General features: G+C 70.4%; 15 protein-coding genes and 1 pseudogene. 8 read left to right on the top strand and 8 right to left on the bottom strand.

Annotated elements, in window-relative coordinates; all coding sequences use genetic code 11:
- Positions 1-157: 157 nt before the first annotated feature.
- Positions 158-826, top strand: a complete 669-nt coding sequence (locus tag ACCP09_RS07925; protein WP_027932381.1) for a metallophosphoesterase family protein — start codon at positions 158-160, stop codon at positions 824-826.
- A complete protein-coding gene (locus tag ACCP09_RS07920; protein ID WP_433744510.1) occupies positions 823-1,671 on the top strand; it encodes a chromosome partitioning protein ParB in 849 nt (282 codons plus the stop codon). Before ACCP09_RS07925 ends, ACCP09_RS07920 begins: the two co-directional genes overlap by 4 nt.
- An 18-nt stretch (positions 1,672-1,689) precedes the next feature.
- Here ACCP09_RS07920 and ACCP09_RS07915 read toward each other — a convergent pair whose 3' ends face one another.
- Positions 1,690-3,192 carry an MFS transporter gene (locus tag ACCP09_RS07915; protein ID WP_433744507.1) on the bottom strand — a complete coding sequence of 501 codons (1,503 nt, stop codon included), beginning with the start codon at positions 3,190-3,192 and terminating at the stop codon, positions 1,690-1,692.
- A gap of 91 nt (positions 3,193-3,283) precedes the next feature.
- On the opposite strand from ACCP09_RS07915, the gene ACCP09_RS07910 reads away from it, so the two are divergent.
- Positions 3,284-3,964 (top strand): TetR/AcrR family transcriptional regulator, encoded by a 681-nt coding sequence (locus ACCP09_RS07910; protein WP_123683834.1) that lies wholly within the window; start codon positions 3,284-3,286, stop codon positions 3,962-3,964.
- Between the two features lie 1,593 nt (positions 3,965-5,557).
- Here the strand turns inward: ACCP09_RS07910 and ACCP09_RS07905 are convergent.
- The 5 genes from ACCP09_RS07905 to ACCP09_RS07885 all read right to left on the bottom strand — a co-directional run bounded on the left by ACCP09_RS07905 (position 5,558) and on the right by ACCP09_RS07885 (position 10,538).
- A complete protein-coding gene (locus tag ACCP09_RS07905; RefSeq protein ID WP_027932386.1) occupies positions 5,558-6,739 on the bottom strand; it encodes an ABC transporter ATP-binding protein in 1,182 nt (393 codons plus the stop codon).
- A 5-nt stretch (positions 6,740-6,744) separates the two neighbouring features.
- Positions 6,745-7,587 carry a carbohydrate ABC transporter permease gene (locus ACCP09_RS07900; protein ID WP_027932387.1) on the bottom strand — a complete coding sequence of 281 codons (843 nt, stop codon included), beginning with the start codon at positions 7,585-7,587 and terminating at the stop codon, positions 6,745-6,747.
- Positions 7,587-8,534 (bottom strand): carbohydrate ABC transporter permease, encoded by a 948-nt coding sequence (locus ACCP09_RS07895; RefSeq protein ID WP_017986926.1) that lies wholly within the window; start codon positions 8,532-8,534, stop codon positions 7,587-7,589. The genes ACCP09_RS07900 and ACCP09_RS07895 overlap by 1 nt, the downstream gene beginning before the upstream one ends.
- Positions 8,531-9,847, bottom strand: coding sequence for an ABC transporter substrate-binding protein (locus ACCP09_RS07890; RefSeq protein WP_027932388.1), 1,317 nt, complete (start codon positions 9,845-9,847; stop codon positions 8,531-8,533). The genes ACCP09_RS07895 and ACCP09_RS07890 overlap by 4 nt, the downstream gene beginning before the upstream one ends.
- 157 nt (positions 9,848-10,004) lie before the next feature.
- Positions 10,005-10,538, bottom strand: coding sequence for a general stress protein (locus ACCP09_RS07885; RefSeq protein WP_017986924.1), 534 nt, complete (start codon positions 10,536-10,538; stop codon positions 10,005-10,007).
- A 101-nt stretch (positions 10,539-10,639) separates the two neighbouring features.
- Here ACCP09_RS07885 and ACCP09_RS07880 point away from each other — a divergent pair, with 101 nt between their 5' ends.
- Positions 10,640-11,029 (top strand): hypothetical protein, encoded by a 390-nt coding sequence (locus ACCP09_RS07880; RefSeq protein WP_433744500.1) that lies wholly within the window; start codon positions 10,640-10,642, stop codon positions 11,027-11,029.
- A gap of 34 nt (positions 11,030-11,063) precedes the next feature.
- Here the strand turns inward: ACCP09_RS07880 and ACCP09_RS07875 are convergent.
- Positions 11,064-12,036, bottom strand: a pseudogene (locus ACCP09_RS07875) (acyl-CoA dehydrogenase family protein).
- 76 nt (positions 12,037-12,112) lie between these two features.
- Complete coding sequence (locus ACCP09_RS07870; RefSeq protein WP_027932391.1) at positions 12,113-12,943, bottom strand: slipin family protein; 831 nt, start codon at positions 12,941-12,943, stop codon at positions 12,113-12,115.
- 89 nt (positions 12,944-13,032) lie between these two features.
- Here ACCP09_RS07870 and ACCP09_RS07865 point away from each other — a divergent pair, with 89 nt between their 5' ends.
- From ACCP09_RS07865 to ACCP09_RS07850, 4 genes are read left to right on the top strand one after another with little or no spacing between them, the layout of a single operon-like run.
- A complete protein-coding gene (locus ACCP09_RS07865; RefSeq protein WP_433744497.1) occupies positions 13,033-13,893 on the top strand; it encodes an aminoglycoside phosphotransferase family protein in 861 nt (286 codons plus the stop codon).
- A 10-nt stretch (positions 13,894-13,903) separates the two neighbouring features.
- The gene (locus tag ACCP09_RS07860) at positions 13,904-15,190 is read left to right on the top strand and encodes a magnesium transporter MgtE N-terminal domain-containing protein (protein ID WP_037322653.1); all 1,287 of its coding nucleotides are present in this window, start codon (positions 13,904-13,906) and stop codon (positions 15,188-15,190) included.
- On the top strand, positions 15,183-15,704 hold the full coding sequence (locus ACCP09_RS07855; RefSeq protein WP_027932393.1) for a DUF1003 domain-containing protein: 522 nt from the start codon (positions 15,183-15,185) through the stop codon (positions 15,702-15,704). The genes ACCP09_RS07860 and ACCP09_RS07855 overlap by 8 nt, the downstream gene beginning before the upstream one ends.
- A gap of 9 nt (positions 15,705-15,713) precedes the next feature.
- Positions 15,714-16,859 (top strand): Mrp/NBP35 family ATP-binding protein, encoded by a 1,146-nt coding sequence (locus tag ACCP09_RS07850; protein ID WP_027932394.1) that lies wholly within the window; start codon positions 15,714-15,716, stop codon positions 16,857-16,859.
- Positions 16,860-16,978: the final 119 nt, after the last annotated feature.

Genomic DNA, 16,978 nt, shown 5'->3' with positions numbered 1-16,978 from the left:
TGTTCGCTGGAAGGAGTTCTCCGATGACCAGACTGCTCACGAGCCTCAAGTTCTGGGCCCTCGCCCTGACCCTGGTGTGGATCGCGGTGGTGGCGGTGCTGATCGCCGATCACCCGGAACTCGCGCAGGCCCACTGACGAGTACCTATCGTGGAGGCATGCGCGCGCTGGTGGTCTCCGACGAGGTCGACGAGCAGCTGTGGGCCGGTGTCGGCCCCGGCTGCGAGGTCGGCCTCGTCCTGGCCGCCGGTGACCTGCCGTTCGACTACCTGGAGTTCCTGACCGACTCGCTGGGCGGCGTGCCGTGCGTGTTCGTGCCCGGCAACCACGACCCGGACCTGTCCGGGTTCACCCGTCACGGCGGCCTGTTCATGCGCGCCGGTTTCCCGCAGGCCTGGCCGGGGCCGGCCGGCGCGATCAACGCCGACGGCCGGGTCGTCGACGTCTGCGGCTTGCGGATCGCCGGCCTCGGCGGCTCGGTCCGCTACAACGAGGGCCCCAACCAGTGGACGCAGGCGCAGCAGGCCCGGCGCGCCCGGCGGCTGGTGCGGCAGGCGGCGCGCAGGCACCGGCGGGACGGGCGCGGTGTCGACGTCCTGCTCACGCACGCCCCGCCGCGCGGCGTCGGCGACCGCGAAGACCCGGCGCACCAGGGCTTCGACTGCCTGCACCGGACGGTCGAGAAGATGCGGCCGGACTGGTTGCTGCACGGGCACATCCACCCCTACGGCGAACACCCCAGGGAGCACCGGATGGGCGACACGCGCGTCCGCAACGTCGTCGGCAGGCACCTCATCGCGTTCACCCCGCACGAGGTGCGCGCGTGAACGCGGCACGGGACACCGGTTTCCCCCGCGCCGACGCCGAGCACGACTTCCTGCGCGCCCGGCGGCGGCAGGTGCTGTCCCGGCTGGCGAACTGGCTGCGCCGGGAGCCCGACGACGTCAACATCATGCTGCCGTTCGACGAGGTCGTGGACTCGCTCGGGTATGTGAGCGAGCGGCGGATCGGGTTGCGGGTGATCCCGCTGAACTCGATCGTCGGCAGCGTCGACCGGGGCCGCGACTTCGACCGGCGGTTCCGGCCGACGTCCGGCCGGGTGCGGGAACGGTGGGAACGGCTCGCGCTGGCCGCCCGCCGCGGCGAGCACATCCCGCCGATCGAGGTGTACCGGGTCGGCGACCTGCATTTCGTGATCGACGGGCACCACCGGGTGTCGGTGGCCTACGCGCTGGGGCTGGAGACCATCGAGGCCGCGGTGACCGAGGTGCACACCAAGCTCAACCCGAAGGGCATCCGCTACCGGGGCGACCTGATCGTGAAGGACTACCGGCGGCTGTTCCTGTCGCGGGTGCCGCTGTCCGGCGAGGCGCGGGCGGCGATCGTGGTGAGCGACCCGTGGGACTACGCGCACCTCGGCGAGCACGTCGAGGCGTGGGGTTTCCGGCTGATGCAGTCCGAGGGGAAGTTCCTCGACCGCGCCACGATCGCGCGACGCTGGTACGAGGAGGAGTACCTGCCGGTGGTGGAGATGATGCGGCAGGCGGAGCTGGTCGGCGACCGCACCGAGGCCGAGGCCTACATGTGGGTCGCCGGGGAGCGCTACCGCCTGATCCGCCAGCACCGCTGGGACGACGAGGTCATCGAAGCGCTGCGAGCCCGCCGGCGCTGACGCACCGGCGGGCTTCCGTCACGCGTGAACGACCGGCATGTCCGTATCGGCCTCTTCCGGCACACCCGGCTTGATCAGCAGTCCGCAGACGACCGCGCCGAGCAGGAAGATGCCCGCCGCCCAGGTGAACGCCGTGGTGTAGCTGTGGATCGCGGCGTCCGCCAGCAGCTGCGGCGTCGGCGTCTTGCCCGCGACGAACGAGCTCGCGGCGTCGGCGGCGACCGAGCTGAGCAGCGCGGTCCCGATCGAGCCGCCGATCTGCTGGCCGGTGTTGACCGTCGCCGAGGCGACCCCGGCGTCGTGCGGGTCGACACCCGAGATGGCGACGTTCATCGACGGCGCCATCGACAGGCCGATGCCGACGCCGGCCACCATGAGCGGGAACAGCACGCCGCTGGCGTAGGTGCTGGCCGAGTCGATGCCGCTGAGCCAGAACAGCCCGGCCGCGGCGATCACCATTCCCGCGCCGACGAGGACCTTCGGCCCGACGCGCGGCAGCAGCACGCTGGTGGACAGCGTCGCGCTCACCATCAGCGTGCCGACCATCGGCAGGAACGCCAGGCCGGACGTGATCGGCGTGAACCCGAGGTTCTGCTGCAGGTAGTAGGTCAGGAACAGGAAGATGCCGAACATCCCGATGCCCAGCAGGAACACCGCGAGGTAGGCGCCGCCGCGGTTGCGGTCGAGCAGCACGCGCATCGGCAGCAGCGGGTGCGCCACCCGGGTCTCGATGCGGACGAACACGCCGAGCAGCACCACACCGGCCGCCAGGAAACCCCACACCAGCGGCGAAGACCAGTCGTGGGTCTCGGCGTTGGCGAAGCCGTAGACGACGGCGAACAGGCCCAGGGTCGAGACGACCGTGCCCGGGATGTCCAGCTTCGGCCGGTCCTCCGACGGCCGGTGCCGCAGCAGGCTGGAGCCGCCGGCGAAGGCGATCACCGCGAAGACGATGTTGACGAACATGCACCAGCGCCAGTCGAGGTACTCGGTGAGCACCCCGCCGAGCAGCAGTCCGACCGCGGCACCCCCGCCTGCGATCGCGCCGAAGATGCCGAACGCGCGGCCGCGTTCCTTCGGGTCGGTGAACGTGGTGGTCAGCAGCGACAGCGCGGCGGGCGCGAGCAGCGCGCCGAACACACCCTGCGCGGCGCGGGCGACGATCAGCATCTCGATGCCGTTCGCGGCGCCGCCGACCGCCGAGGCGAGCGCGAAGCCGGCGAGGCCGATGAGGAAGGCGCGCTTGCGGCCGAACAGGTCGTTGACGCGGCCGCCGAGCAGCAGCAGGCTGCCGAAGGCGAGCGCGTAGGCGGTGACGACCCACTGGCGGGCGTCGCTGGAGAAGCCCAGTTCGTGCTGGGCGGTGGGCAGCGCGATGTTCACGATGGTCGCGTCGAGCACGACCATCAGCTGGGCCAGCCCGATCATCACCAGGATCAGCCAGCGCCGCGCGTGGTGCGGGTCGGCCGTCGAGCCGGCTGGTCTCCCCCCGGCGGGCTCGACGTAGGTGGTTTGCGTCATTCCGGTCCTCGCAGACGTATGTGGAGTGGGGACCTCCCCTTCGCTTCCCACCGTACCCAAAAACCGGAGGAGCTATCTCAGGTTTGGTAGAATGGGTTTCATGACGCGGGACACACTGCGCGCCGCATCGCCGCGGCCGCTGCGGCGCGACGCCGAACGGAACCGGCTGCGGATCCTGTCGGCGGCCAGGGACGTGTTCCGGGAGCGGGGTTTCGACGCGACGCTGGACGACGTGGCGCACGCGGCGGGGCTGGGCGTCGGCACGGTCTACCGGCGGTTCCCGAACAAGGAACACCTGATCGACGCGATGTTCGCGCGCCGCGTGGAGGAGATCGAAGAGAACGCCCGCGCGGCGCTGGCCGATCCGGATCCGTGGGAGGGTTTCCGCAAGTTCGTGTGGGAGGCCGTCGCCATGATGGCGGCCGACCGCGGGATGCGGGACACCTTGCTCAGCAACGCGTTCGGCCAGGTCGAGGTGGCGCGGGTCAAGGACCGGATGATCCCGGTGGTGACCGAGCTGGTGCAGCGGGCGAAGGACAGCGGCGCGTTGCGCGCGGACTTCGTCGAGACGGACTGCCCGGTGCTGTTCAAGATGGTCGTGTCGGTCGTGGAGTACTCGCACGACGTGGCCCCGGACCTGTGGCAGCGGTACCTGACCATGCTGCTGGACGGACTGCGCGCGGACGGCGGGGAGCGGCAGGAGCTGCCGGTTCCGCCGCTGGACCACGAGATGCTGGACTGCGCGATGAAGGCGTGGCACTCCCGGCGTTGAGGTGGTGGCGCCGGACCGCGAGCACCGCGACGCCGGCGATCGCGGTGGCCCCGCACGCGGCGAGGACCGGCAGGTCGAGTTCGGGCGCTTCGCCGAGGACGGTCATGCCGAGCGCGGTGGCGACCACCGGGTTGGCGGCGGTCTGGCACCCGACGACGACGTCCGGCGGCCCGCTGGCGTAGGCGTGCTGGACGAGCCAGGCGGCGGTGGTGAACGCGAGCACCGCGGCGAGCAGCGAGAGCACGGGCAGGCCGTCGGAGTGCAGGACGTCCCGGGTGAGCACGGCGACCAGGCCGTAGCCGGCCCCGGCGGCGACGGCGAGGGCCGCGCTGCGGGCGATGCCCTGGGCGAGCGCGGCGACGGCGACGAGGGCGATGACGAGGGCGCCGACGAGCTGACCCGCGTCGACGACGGTGTCCGGCGGGATCGTGCTGGGCCGCGCGTCGCGCGCGGTCAGGGTGACGAACACCGCGACGGCAAGGGTGACGGCGGCGACGGCGGCGCGCGTGACGTGGTCGCGGGGTCCGTTGAGGACGGTCAGGATCGGCAGCGCCAGCACGACGACCGGGGTCACGACGGTGACGGGGGCGAACGCGAGGGCGAGCGCCTGCAGGACGGTGCAGGTGGTGAGCACGAGGACACCCAGCCGCCAGACCGGGTTGCGCAGGAGGGCGGCCGGGTTCGTGCGGCCGGTCGTGGTGACACCGCGGTGCTGCAACCAGGCCCCGAACGCGGCGGCGACCGCCCCGAGGACCGCGCAGACCACCCCGAGGAAGATCATCGCGGCACCGCCGAGCGGGTCATCGGCCACCTCCCGTTGTTGAGGTGAGAATGCCCGCCCGCGGCTGAGAGAGTCTTCAGGGCACTCGACCTCTGGCGGCGATGTCGAGGTCGATCGGGGTCACCGGAACGACGGCGAACCGGGGTGGCTCGTCCGGCGTGCCGTGGTAGTCGGCCGCGAAGGCGGACACCAGCAGGCGAGCGTCCCCCGCGGAGATGGCGGTGCTTGCGCCAGAGCGCGGCCGAGATCTCGACGCGCGCGATCTGGGAGACGACCATCCCGGACCTGCTCGCTGCCCGGCCGGTGCTCCGTCCGCCCGGGCGGCACCACCCGCCGGCCGACCATGCCCGGGCACGCCGATCACGGCAGCCCCGCTCCGTGCGGCCCCGAGCCACCGGCAGCACAGCCACCCCCAGCCGACATCCCGACCGACGGCCCACTCCGCGCGCACGCGCGCCCAGCCACCCGGCCTGCCCGTTCAGCCGGACGAACACCGCTGGACGCAGACATCATCCACACGGGCCGCGCCGCCGTCGGCGGACTCCCAAGTCGCCCGACGTCCCCGGCCACCGCGAAACCCCTCACCGCGGGCCGCGCTCTTCGCTGATCAGGTCGGCGGCCAAAGGGCCGGTCGCGGCCGCGCGGCGGGCCGCGGCGGTCACCGCGGCCGGGTCGGGGCGCGTGGTCGGCGTTTCGGGTTCCCACAGCAGGCCGGCCCGGCGGAGGCGAGCAACGATGCTGTCAGGCCAAGCCGAGAACGGGCCGGAGCACCACCCGCGGGTGACAGTGGGGCTCCGGCCCGAACGGACTCCTCAGCCCTCGTAGGTCAGGTTCTTCCCCGACGCCGGGTCGAACAGCTGGACCTTCTGCACGTCGAACCAGACGTCGAGCGTGCCGCCCTCCCGGGCGGCCGACGCGGGGGACAACCGGGCCGTCATGGAGGCTCCGCCGCCCGGCACGTCGTCCGCTCCGGCGTCCGCCGCCAGCTCGGCCAGCTCCGACGTCGTGGCCAGCTCGCCCTCGACCGTGAAGTACGCGTACTTCTCGGAGCCCATCGACTCCAGCACGTCGACGTGGGCGCTGAACACGCAACCGCCGGCGCGGGCGGACTCCTCCAGGAGCCCGGCGTCCTCGAAGTGCTCCGGCCGGATGCCGGCGATCACCTCACGCGGCGCACCGGCCTCCTCGGCCAGCCGCCGCAATCGGTCCGGCAGCTGGACCGTGCCCAGCGCGCTCTTCAGGCTCCCCTCCTCCAGCGTGGCAGGCACGAAGTTCATCGACGGCGAACCGATGAACCCGGCCACGAACAGGTTGGTCGGGTGGTCGTAGAGGAACTGCGGCGAACCGATCTGCTGCACGTACCCCGCCCGCAGCACCACGACCCGGTCGCCCAGCGTCATGGCCTCCGTCTGGTCGTGCGTGACGTACAGCGTGGTGGTGCCGAGCTGGCGCTGCAGCTTCGACACCGACGTCCGCATCTGCCCGCGCAGCTTCGCGTCCAGGTTGGACAGCGGCTCGTCCATCAGGAACGCCTTGGGGCTGCGCACGATCGCGCGTCCCATAGCCACCCGCTGCCGTTGGCCACCGGACAGGTTGGACGGTTTGCGGTCCAGGTGCTGCGTCAGGTCCAGGATCTCGGCCGCCTCCTCGACCTTCGCCTTGACCGTCGCGTCGTCCACCTTGGCCAGCCGCAGCGGGAAGGCCATGTTCTCCCGCACGCTCATGTGCGGGTACAGCGCGTAGGACTGGAACACCATCGCGATGTCCCGGTCCTTCGGCGCCTTCTCGTTCATCCGCTCGCCGTCGATGCGCAGCTCGCCGGAGGAGATGTCCTCCAGCCCGGCCACCATGTTCAGCGTGGTCGACTTCCCGCACCCGGACGGACCGACCAGGATGATGAACTCGCCGTCGGCGACCTGCAGGTCCACTTCGGACACGGCGAGCGCACCGTCCGGATAGCGCTTGCTCACCTTGTCCAGCACGATCTCAGCCATTGGCGCTACCCCTTCACCGCACCGGAGGTCAGCCCCGCGACGATGCGGCGCTGGAAGAACAACACGAACAGGATGATCGGGATGGTGATCACGACCGCTGCGGCGCAGATCGTCCCGGTCGGGTCCTCGAACTGCGAGGCCCCGGTGAAGAACGACAACGCCGCCGGCACCGTCCGCGACGCGTTGGTCGAGGTCAGCGAGATGGCGAACAGGAAGTCGTTCCAGCAGAAGATGAACACCAGGATCGCGGTGGTGAACACGCCGGGCGCCGCCAGCGGCGCGATGACCCGGCGGAACGCCTGGCCCGGCGTGGCGCCGTCCATCTTGGCCGCCTTCTCCAGCTCCCACGGGATCTCCCGGAAGAACGCGGACAGCGTGTAGATCGCCAGCGGCAGCGCGAACGTGATGTACGGCAGGATCAGGCCCGCCCACGTGTCGAACAGCCCCAGCGTCCGTTCGATGTTGAACAGCGGGCTCACCAGCGACACCTGGGGGAACATCGCGATCAGCAGCGAGATCCCGACCAGCAGCCGCTTGCCGGGGAAGTCCAGCCGCGCGATCGCGTACGCCGCCATCGTCCCCAGGACCACCGCGATCAGCGTCGCGATGAGCGAGATGCCGATCGAGTTGATCAGCGCCCGCACGAAGTCCAGGGTCTGGAAGATGTCCGCGTAGTTCTGCAGGGTCCACGACCGCGGGATGAACTTCCCGTCGTCGATGGTGTCCTTGGTCTTCAACGACAGCGACAGGATCCACAGCACCGGCACCAGCGCGTAGACCACCACCAGGATGTCGATGAGGGTCCATCTCGTCCTGCGGCCGGTGGTGACCGCTCCGCCCATCACCATCAGCGCTTCCCCCCTTGGTCACTGCCCGGCGCCGCGGTGCCGAACAGCTTGATGAAGATGAACGCGATGATCGCGACCGTGATGAAGATGAGCACCGACATCGTCGACCCGATGCCCAGGTTCAGCCCCTTGATCAGGTTGTTGTAGGTCTGCATGGACACCGACGACGTGTCGTTCTGGCCGCCGGTGAGCACGTAGATGTTGTCGAAGATGCGGAACGCGTCGAGCGTGCGGAACAGCAGCGCCACCAGGATCGCCGGCTTCATCACCGGCACCATCACCTTGATGAACCGCTGCCACCCGTTGGCACCGTCCATCGCGGCGGCCTTGAGCAGGTCGTCCGGCACCAGCGCGAGCCCGGCCATCAGCAGCAGCGCCATGAACGGCGTCGTCTTCCACACCTCGGCCAGGATGATGATCGCCATCGACGGCAGGTACTGCGTCAGCGGCGCCGAATCCCCGGCCAGGATGTTCGCCAGGTACCCGGTGTCCGGGGTCCACGCGTAGTACCAGGAGAACGCGGCGACCACGGTCACGATCCCGTACGGGATCAGCGCCACCGTGCGCACCAGACCGCGCCCGACGAGCGTGCGGTGCATGATCAGCGCCAGCAGCATGCCGAGCACCAGCTCGATGGCCACCGAGACCACGGTGAGCACCACGGTCGTGGCGAACGCCGTCCACCAGTAGGAGTCCGACAGCACGGCCGCGTAGTTCGCGAGGCCGACGAACTCGGTGTCGTTCGGGAACCGCAGGTCGTACCGCTGCAGGGACAGCCAGATCGAGTACGCGATCGGATAACCGGTGACCGCGACCATCACGAAGGCCGCGGGAGCGCACAGCAGCCAGCCCAGCCGCCGCTCCGCCCGCTTCCCTTCGCTCAGGGCCGGTTTCCCCGGTTTCGCCGTGGTCTGTGGCGTCGTGGAAACGTCCTCGACCGTGCTCACGGGATCACCCCTTTCGAGTTCAGCGCGTCGGTCAGCTTCGTGCGCAGCTCTTCGGCGGTCTTCTGCGGGTCGATCTCCGACGGCGGCGACAGCACCTTGGAGATCACGGTCGACAGGCTCTGGTACGCCGGGGTCAGCGGGCGCACCGCGGGGTCCTTGAGCGCGGCGAAGATCGCGTCCCGCATCGGGTACGCGGTGGCCATGCTCGGGTTGTCGTCCGCGTTGACCGGCTTGGTCGGGTCGAGCGGGGTCTCGTCGGTGTAGAGCGCCTCGATGCTCGGCGGCACGCCGTCGTTGAGCGCGGAGAACTTCTGGCTCTCCTGGCTGCGCAGGCACAGCGCCGCCTCGAACGCCTCGGGCTTGTGCTTCGAGGTCGAGCTGACGGCGAGGTCGTAGCCACCGATCGTGGTCCGGGCCGGGACGCCGGGATCGACGGCCGGGTAGGTCGACCACTTGAAGTGCGGCAGGTCCTGCGGCTGCTCCTCCGCGTAGGACGCGTACACGAACGGCCAGTTCAGTTCGAAGGCGCCGTTGCCGCGCTGGAAGGCCTGACGGGTCTCGTCCTCCTTCATGTTCGTCAGCGACGGGTCGGTGATGCCGCTGGAGGTGACCCGCTTGAGGATCTCCAGGGCCTGCACCGCGCCCTCGTCCATGACCACGGACTTGCCGTCGTCGGAGAGGATGTGCCCGCCCGCGGACGCGACGAGCGTGTTGTAGATGACCACGAGGCCCTCGTACTGGGCGCCGGTGAACAGGATGTTGTGCGGCTTGCCCGCCGCCTTGAGCTGCTCGGCCTCGGCGATCATCTCGTCCCAGGTCGCGGGCGGCTGCGGCGTGATGCGGTCGTCGTACCAGAGCAGCTGGACGTTGGTGTTCTTCGTCGCGGCGTACAGCTTGCCGTTCCAGGTCGCGGTGGCCAGCGGCCCCGGCAGCACACCCGCCTCGGCCTGCTCGCGGTTGGTGCCGGTCCACTCCTCGGCCCAGCCCGCCTCGGCGAACTCCGGCACCCAGGTGACGTCGAGGCCCAGGATGTCCAGGCCGTCGTCACCGGCGGCGAGCCGGCGCGCCATCTGCACCCGCTGGTCGTCGGCGCCGCGCTGCAGCTTGTTGTAGACGATGTTGTAGCGCCCCGCCGCCTTGGCGTTGCAGTTGTCCACGACCGTCTGGAACGTGTCCTCCGGCGCGTAGTACAGGTTGAGCGTGATCCCCTCTTCGGATCCGCACGCGGTCACCAGACCGGCGGTCAGGACGCTCGCGCCGACCGCCGCTGCGATCCGGCCGGGCGGCCTGCCCCGGCTCGTACCGTTCCCCATCAGGCCTCCTCCTCGGCACGCGGCCGGCGGGAGACCCACCCCGCACGCCGTCGTGCATGCAATCAAGCAACCCGAGGGTGTCAACCCGGGTCGCACGATCGGTGGGAAGTCAAACTATGCCCGGCGATCACCGCCCGCAAGCGGTGGAGGTCACGATTCAGCTCGATGACCCGGATGGCCGCATCGCGAGCTTCGCCAGCAGGTCACGGCCCTGCTCCGCGTTGCGCGGCTGGCACAGGACGTCGTAGCGGCCGGCGACGAGCTGGCTGGCCGAGGCGAAGTCGCGACGGCCGCGCGAGGAGGCGTAGCTGATGGCCGCGAACACCAGGCCGAACAGCACACCGGACACCAGGCCGACCAGGATCGGCTGGTAGGTGACCTCCGCGCCGGAGGCGAACATGGCCAGCAGGAAACCCACGAACAGGCCGAACCAGGCGCCGGAGATCGCGCCCGTCATGAGGACGCGGCCCCACGACAGGCGGCCCAGCACCCGTTCGACGAGCATCAGGTCCACGCCGACGATGGTCACGTCCTCGACCGCGAACTGGTTGTCAGCGAGGTAGTCGACCGCCCGCTGCGCCTCCTGGTAGGTGGCGTAGGAGCCGATCGGCCATCCCGTGGGCGGCGTCGGCAAGCGCGGCAGGCCCTGTGCTTGACGGCCGCCGGAGGAGAACGGGCTGGTCACGGTCATCACCTGTGCTGTCGTAGTGATCGAGTGACTTCATCCTGCCAACCCCTATGAAACCACGCGAACCCGACACTCCAACCGCCTTCGGCGAGGATGATGCACCGGTGCCCTTGATCGACTCGGCCGACGCCGACTTCCGCGTGTGCGAGATCAGCTTCGGAACACTGCTCGAAATACAGGCGGAGGCGGAGTCCCGCGGTTTCGCGACACGGTGGAGCTCGGTTGAGGCGCTCCGCGGCCAGGTCCGGCCGGGAGCCGTGCTCCTGCAGTCGCTGATGCGCGAGGAGCGCGGCGGGAGCGTGCGGGCCTACCGGTGCCTGGCGCTGTTCGCGGCCACGGATCGCGCTGGGACCGGTGGGATCGTCACGATCGACCTCACTCCCGAGCGGTTCGCCTCGCTCGAACGGCTCGACCTCGACTCCGCGGTCGGCGGGGCGCTCGTCCGGGTGTTCGCCCTCGCGACGGGCGGGCTGTCGATGGTCGCGAAGGCATAACGGCCCGCCCCCGGGCGGTGGGCGGGCCGTGCCCTCAGGAGCGGGACTGGTACTCGCGCAGCAAGCCGCGGCTGATGATCGTCTTCTGGATCTCGCTGGTGCCCTCGCCGATGAGCAGGAACGGCGCCTCCCGCATCAGGCGCTCGATCTCGTACTCCTTGCTGTAGCCGTAGCCACCGTGGATGCGGAAGGCCTCCTGGGTGACCTCGGCGCAGTACTCGGAGGCGATGAGCTTAGCCATGCCCGCCGCCACGTCGNNCCATCATGAACGCAAAACCCCGGCCCGGCGCCTCGCCGAGGACCTGCGAGGCGGGGATGCGGAAGCCGTCGAACACCGCCTCGGTGGTGTCGACGCCCTTGTAGCCCATCTTGTCGATCTTGCCCGGGATGGTGAGCCCCGGCGCCACCTCGCCGAAGCCCTCCGGCTTCTCCACCAGGAACGTCGTCAGGTTCTGGTGGGCCTTCTCCGCGCCCTCGTCGGTGCGCACCAGCAACGCGATCAGGTTCGACGAGCCGCCGTTGGTCAGCCACATCTTCGACCCGTCGATGACGTAGTCGTCCCCGTCCCGCCGCGCGCGGGTCTTGATGGCCGCCACGTCCGAGCCGAGGTCGGGCTCGGACATCGAGAACGAACCGCGGACCTCGCCCGCCGCCATCTTCGGCAGGTACTTCTGCTTCTGCTCCGGCGTGCCGTGCCGGGAGATCATGTGCGCCACGATGAAGTGCGTGTTGATGACACCCGAGACGCTCATCCAGCCGCGCGCGATCTCCTCGACCACGAGCGCGTAGGTCAGCAGCGACTCCCCCAGCCCGCCGTACTCCTCCGGGATCGTGATCCCGAACAGGCCCATCTCCTTCATGCCCTCGACGATGTCCGCCGGGTAGGCGTCCGCGTGCTCCAGCTCCTGGGCGTGCGGGATGATCTCCTTGTCCACGAACGAGCGAACCGTGGACAGGATCTCCGACTGCACGTCGGTGAGACCGGCGGTCTGGGCCAGACGGGCCATGGGGCGACTCCTGTGTCAGCGGGCGGAATTACCGGCGAGTATGGTCCCCGTCCCGCCTTCCCGCATATGGCGCGCCTCACCCGGAGGCGGACTCCTCCGACTGCCTCGGGATCGGCGCCTGCCCGTTCGCGGGCTGCTCGCTCACGTTCCCCGGCTGGGCGGTGCTCCGTTCGAGAAAGCGGAGCAGCTCCACGGGGAACGGCAGCACCAGGGTGGAGTTCTTCTCCGCCGCCACCTGCACCACCGTCTCCAGCAGGCGCAACTGCAGCGCCGCCGGGGTGTCGGCCATGACGCCCGCCGCCTCGGACAGCTTGTGGGACGCCTGCAGCTCGCCGTCGGCGGAAATGACCCGCGCCCGGCGCTCGCGTTCGGCCTCGGCCTGGCGCGACATCGACCGCTTCATCGACTCCGGCAGCGCGACGTCCTTGATCTCCACGCGGTCGATGTGCACGCCCCAGTCCAGGGCCGGGCTGTCGATCATCAGCTCGAGCCCCTGGTTGAGCCGCTCACGGTTGGACAGCAGGTCGTCCAGGTCGCTCTTGCCGATGATGGAGCGCAGCGAGGTCTGGGCCACCTGCCCGACGGCGAACCGGTAGTCCTGCACGTTGACGGCGGCGACCACGGGGTCGATGACCTTGAAGTACACGACCGCGTCGACCCGGACCGTCACGTTGTCCCGCGTGATGCCCTCCTGCGCGGGCACCGGCAGGGTGACGATCTGCATGTTCACCTTCTGCAGCCGGTCCGCGATCGGCATCAGCATGGTCAGGCCGGGCTCCCGGATGGCCGAGGAGACCCGGCCGAAGCGGTAGATCAGCCCGCGCTCGTACTGCTTCACGACGCGAACGCTCATGGCGAGCCCGGTGACTCCCACGGCCGCGACTATGGAGAGGATTTCGGCCAGCATGGCGGCTCCCGGGGGTGCGTGTCCCTTGACGCGATGTTACCCCCGTCACACCGGTTGGGAAGTGCCCGATCACTGGCACTCTGGGTGAGGTGCGGGTACCGGGGGAGTTTTCACAACGCCTGATCGACAACGAGGGCGACGTGGTGCGGCCGTGGCTGGCCGCGCTGCCGGAACTGGCGGACTGGTGCTGCCGCCGGTGGGGTCTGGTGATCGAAGGCCCGCCGTGGCACGGGTATACCGCGCTGGTGTTCCCGGTGCGCCGCGACGGCGAACCGCTCGTGCTGAAGCTCGCCTGGCAGGACGACGGCACCCGCGACGAGCCGGTGGCGTTGGCCGCCTGGGATGGCCGGGGAGCCGTGCGGCTGCTGGAAAGCGCCCGCGGCGCGCTGCTGCTGGAGCGGCTCGACGCGTCCCGCCCGCTGCTCACCGAGCCGCTGGACAAGGCGCTGGAGATCACGCGCGGGCTGCTGCACCGGCTGACCGTCCCCGCTCCCCCGCTCGGCCGCACGCTGCGCGATGAGGCGGCCCGGTTCGCCGAGGAGATGCCCGCCGATTGGGCGCGGCTGGGCGGGCCCGTGCCGAAGCGGTTGCTCGACGCCGCGGTCGCCGTGTGCCGGGACCTCGGGCCGGCGGCCGGGACGTCACTGGTCAATCAGGACCTGCACTACGAGAACATCCTTGCCGGCACACGGGAACCATGGCTGGTGATCGACCCTCAGCCGATCGCCGGGGACCCGGAGTTCGGCCTGATCCCCCTGCTGTGGAACCGATTCGGAGAGTCCACAGTAGACGAACGGATGCGGGTGCTGGCCGCCGGGCTGGACCCGGACCGCGCCCGCGCCTGGACGCTCGTGCGGGCCGTGGACAACTGGTTGTGGGCCGCCGAGCACGGCGGTTTCCCCAGCGTGGCGATCCTCAGTGCGATCGCCGAGCAGGCGGCGCTCGAATAGGGTTGGCGGTATGGTGAACAGGGTCTTCGCCGCCCAGCTGGCCGGCCTGCCGGTCTTCGGACCGGACGGCGAGTCCATCGGCAAGGTGCGCGACCTGGTCGCCGGCCTACGGCTCGACCAGCAGCCGCCGCGGGTGCTGGGGCTCGTGGTCGAGCTGGCCACCCGGCGCCGGGTGTTCGTGCCGATGCTCCGGGTCACCGCGATCGAGCCGAACGCCGTCACGCTCGCGACCGGCTCGGTCAACATGCGCCGCTTCCACCGCAGGCCCAACGAGGTCCTCGTGCTCGGGCAGCTGATCGACGCGCAGGCCCGGCTGGCCTCCACCGACGCCCGCGTCACGGTCGCCGACGCGGCGATGGAACCGGTCCGCACCCGCGACTGGGTGCTGGCCAAGCTCGCCGTCCGCGAGCGCTCCGGACGGCTCGGCATCGGAAGGCGGCGGTCGTCGCTGCAGGTCCTGCCCTGGTCGGAGGTGCGCGGGCTGGGCCTGACCGACCTCACCGGGCAGCCGCAGGGCGCCGGGCAGCTGCTGATGCTGTTCGACACCATGCGGGCCGTCGACATCGCCGCGACCATGCGCGACCTGCCGACCAAGCGGCGGCACGAGGTGGTCGACTCGATGGACGACGAGCGGCTCGCCGACGTGCTGGAGGAGCTGCCCGAGGAGGACCAGAAGGAACTGCTCGCGCACCTGGCTGAGGAGCGAGCGGCCGACATCCTGGAGGCGATGAACCCGGACGACGCGGCCGACCTGCTCGCCGAGCTGGCCCCGGCCGAGCAGAGCCGTCTGCTCGACCTGATGCACCCGGACGAGTCCGAGCCGCTGAAGCGCCTGCTCACCTACTCGTCCGACACCGCGGGCGGCCTGATGACGCCGGAACCGGTCATCCTCGCCCCGGACGCCACGATCGCCGAGGCGCTGGCGCACATCCGCAACCCCGACCTGCCGGCCGCGCTGGCCAGCCTCGTGTTCGTGTGCCGTCCGCCGACCGAGACCCCGACCGGCCGCTACGTGGGGTGCGTGCACTTCCAGCGCCTGCTCCGGGAACCACCCGCGGAACTGGTCGCCAGCGCCGTGGACACCGACCTGCCCGCTCTCGGCCCGGACGCCGACCTACCGGAGATCACCCGTTACTTCGCGGCCTACAACCTGGCGTGCGGTCCAGTCGTGGACGACCAGGACCACCTGCTGGGTGCCGTCACGGTCGACGACCTGCTCGACCACCTGCTGCCCGACCGCTGGCGCGAGACCGGGCTGCACGACATCACCGAGGGACAGGAGATCGACAGTGCCTGAGTTGACCGCGCGGCGCCGCCTCGACCAGCCCCGATCCGGACGGGGTCCACTGGTCAGCATCGACCCGGACAGCTTCGGACGCCTGTCCGAGCGGCTGGCCCGGTTCCTGGGCACCGGGAAGTACCTGTTCTGGCAGACCCTCATCGTCATCGTGTGGATTATCGTCAACCTGAGCGCGGCCGCGCTGCGCTGGGACCCGTACCCGTTCATCCTGCTCAACCTGGCCTTCTCCACCCAGGCGGCGTACGCGGCGCCGCTGATCCTGCTCGCGCAGAACCGGCAGGACGACCGGGACCGGGTGTCGCTGGAGGAGGACCGGCACCGGGCGGCGCAGACCAAGGCCGACACCGAGTACCTGGCGCGCGAGCTGGCCGCGCTGCGCCTGGCGGTCGGTGAGGTCGCCACCCGCGACTACCTGCGCGGGGAGCTGGACAAGCTGCGTGAGGACCTCAACACGAAGCCGCGACGTGGCAAAAGCAATAGGGCCCAGGCAGAGGCCATTACCGGTCCGTAGCATGGTGGGGTGACCAGTACGCAGCAGATCCCCAGTGTCGAGGACGTCCGCGCGGCGCTGAAGGACGTTCACGACCCCGAGATCCGCAAGCCCATCACCGAGCTCGGCATGGTCAAGGACGTCGCGGTCGGTGAGGACGGTGTCGTCTCGGTCGCGGTGTACCTGACGGTGGCCGGCTGTCCGCTCAAGGACACCATCACCAAGGACACCAAGGCCGCGGTCGGCAAGCTCCCCGGGGTGCGCGAGGTCCGGGTCGAGCTCGACGTGATGAGCGACGAGCAACGCACCGAGCTGCGGAAACAGCTGCGCGGCGACGCCGCGGAGCCGGTCATCCCGTTCGCCCAGCCGGGCTCGATGACGCGGGTGTACTGCGTCGCGTCCGGCAAGGGCGGGGTCGGCAAGTCGAGCGTCACGGTCAACCTCGCGGTGGCGATGGCCCAGCGCGGGCTGTCGGTCGGCGTGGTCGACGCGGACATCTACGGCCACTCGGTGCCGCGCATGCTGGGTGCGCGCGAGAAGCCGACGAAGGTCGAGCAGATGATCATGCCGCCGCAGGCGCACGGCGTGAAGGTCATTTCCATCGGCATGTTCACCCCAGGCAACACCCCGGTGGTGTGGCGCGGCCCGATGCTGCACCGCGCGCTGCAGCAGTTCCTGGCCGACGTGTTCTGGGGCGACCTGGACATCCTGCTGCTGGACCTGCCGCCGGGCACCGGTGACATCGCGATCTCGGTCGCCCAGCTGATCCCGAACGCGGAGATCCTGGTGGTCACCACGCCGCAGCAGGCCGCCGCGGAGGTCGCCGAACGGGCCGGCGCGATCGCGATGCAGACGCGGCAGCGGGTCGCCGGGGTCATCGAGAACATGTCGTGGCTGGAGACGCCCTCCGGCGAGCGGATGGAGATCTTCGGCTCCGGCGGCGGCAAGACCGTGGCCGATTCGCTGTCGAAGTCGGTGGGCTCCGAGGTGCCGCTGCTGGGTCAGGTGCCGCTCGACCCGCGCCTGCGCGAGCAGGGTGACGCCGGAACGCCGCTGGTCCTCGCCGAACCCGACGCGCCCGCGTCGGAGGTGCTGCGGGACGTGGCGAAGAAGCTGTCGGTGCGGGCCCGGGGGCTGGCCGGGAAGATGCTGAACCTCAGCCCCAGCGGCCGCTAGCCCACATGCACAGGTGAGCTGGGTGGTCATCCCGTCGCCTGACACTGGACGATCACCTTGAGCCAGGGCCGCAACCTCCGCTTCTCGCGTGAGTTGAGATGCCAACCTTGCGGCCCTGG

Origin of the sequence: Amycolatopsis sp. 3B14 (genome assembly GCF_050958625.1) — a bacterium.
Lineage (GTDB): Bacteria > Actinomycetota > Actinomycetes > Mycobacteriales > Pseudonocardiaceae > Amycolatopsis_E > Amycolatopsis_E thermoflava.
The sequence above is the reverse complement of the archived record's forward strand: the minus strand, read 5'-3'. Positions and strand labels throughout refer to the sequence as shown.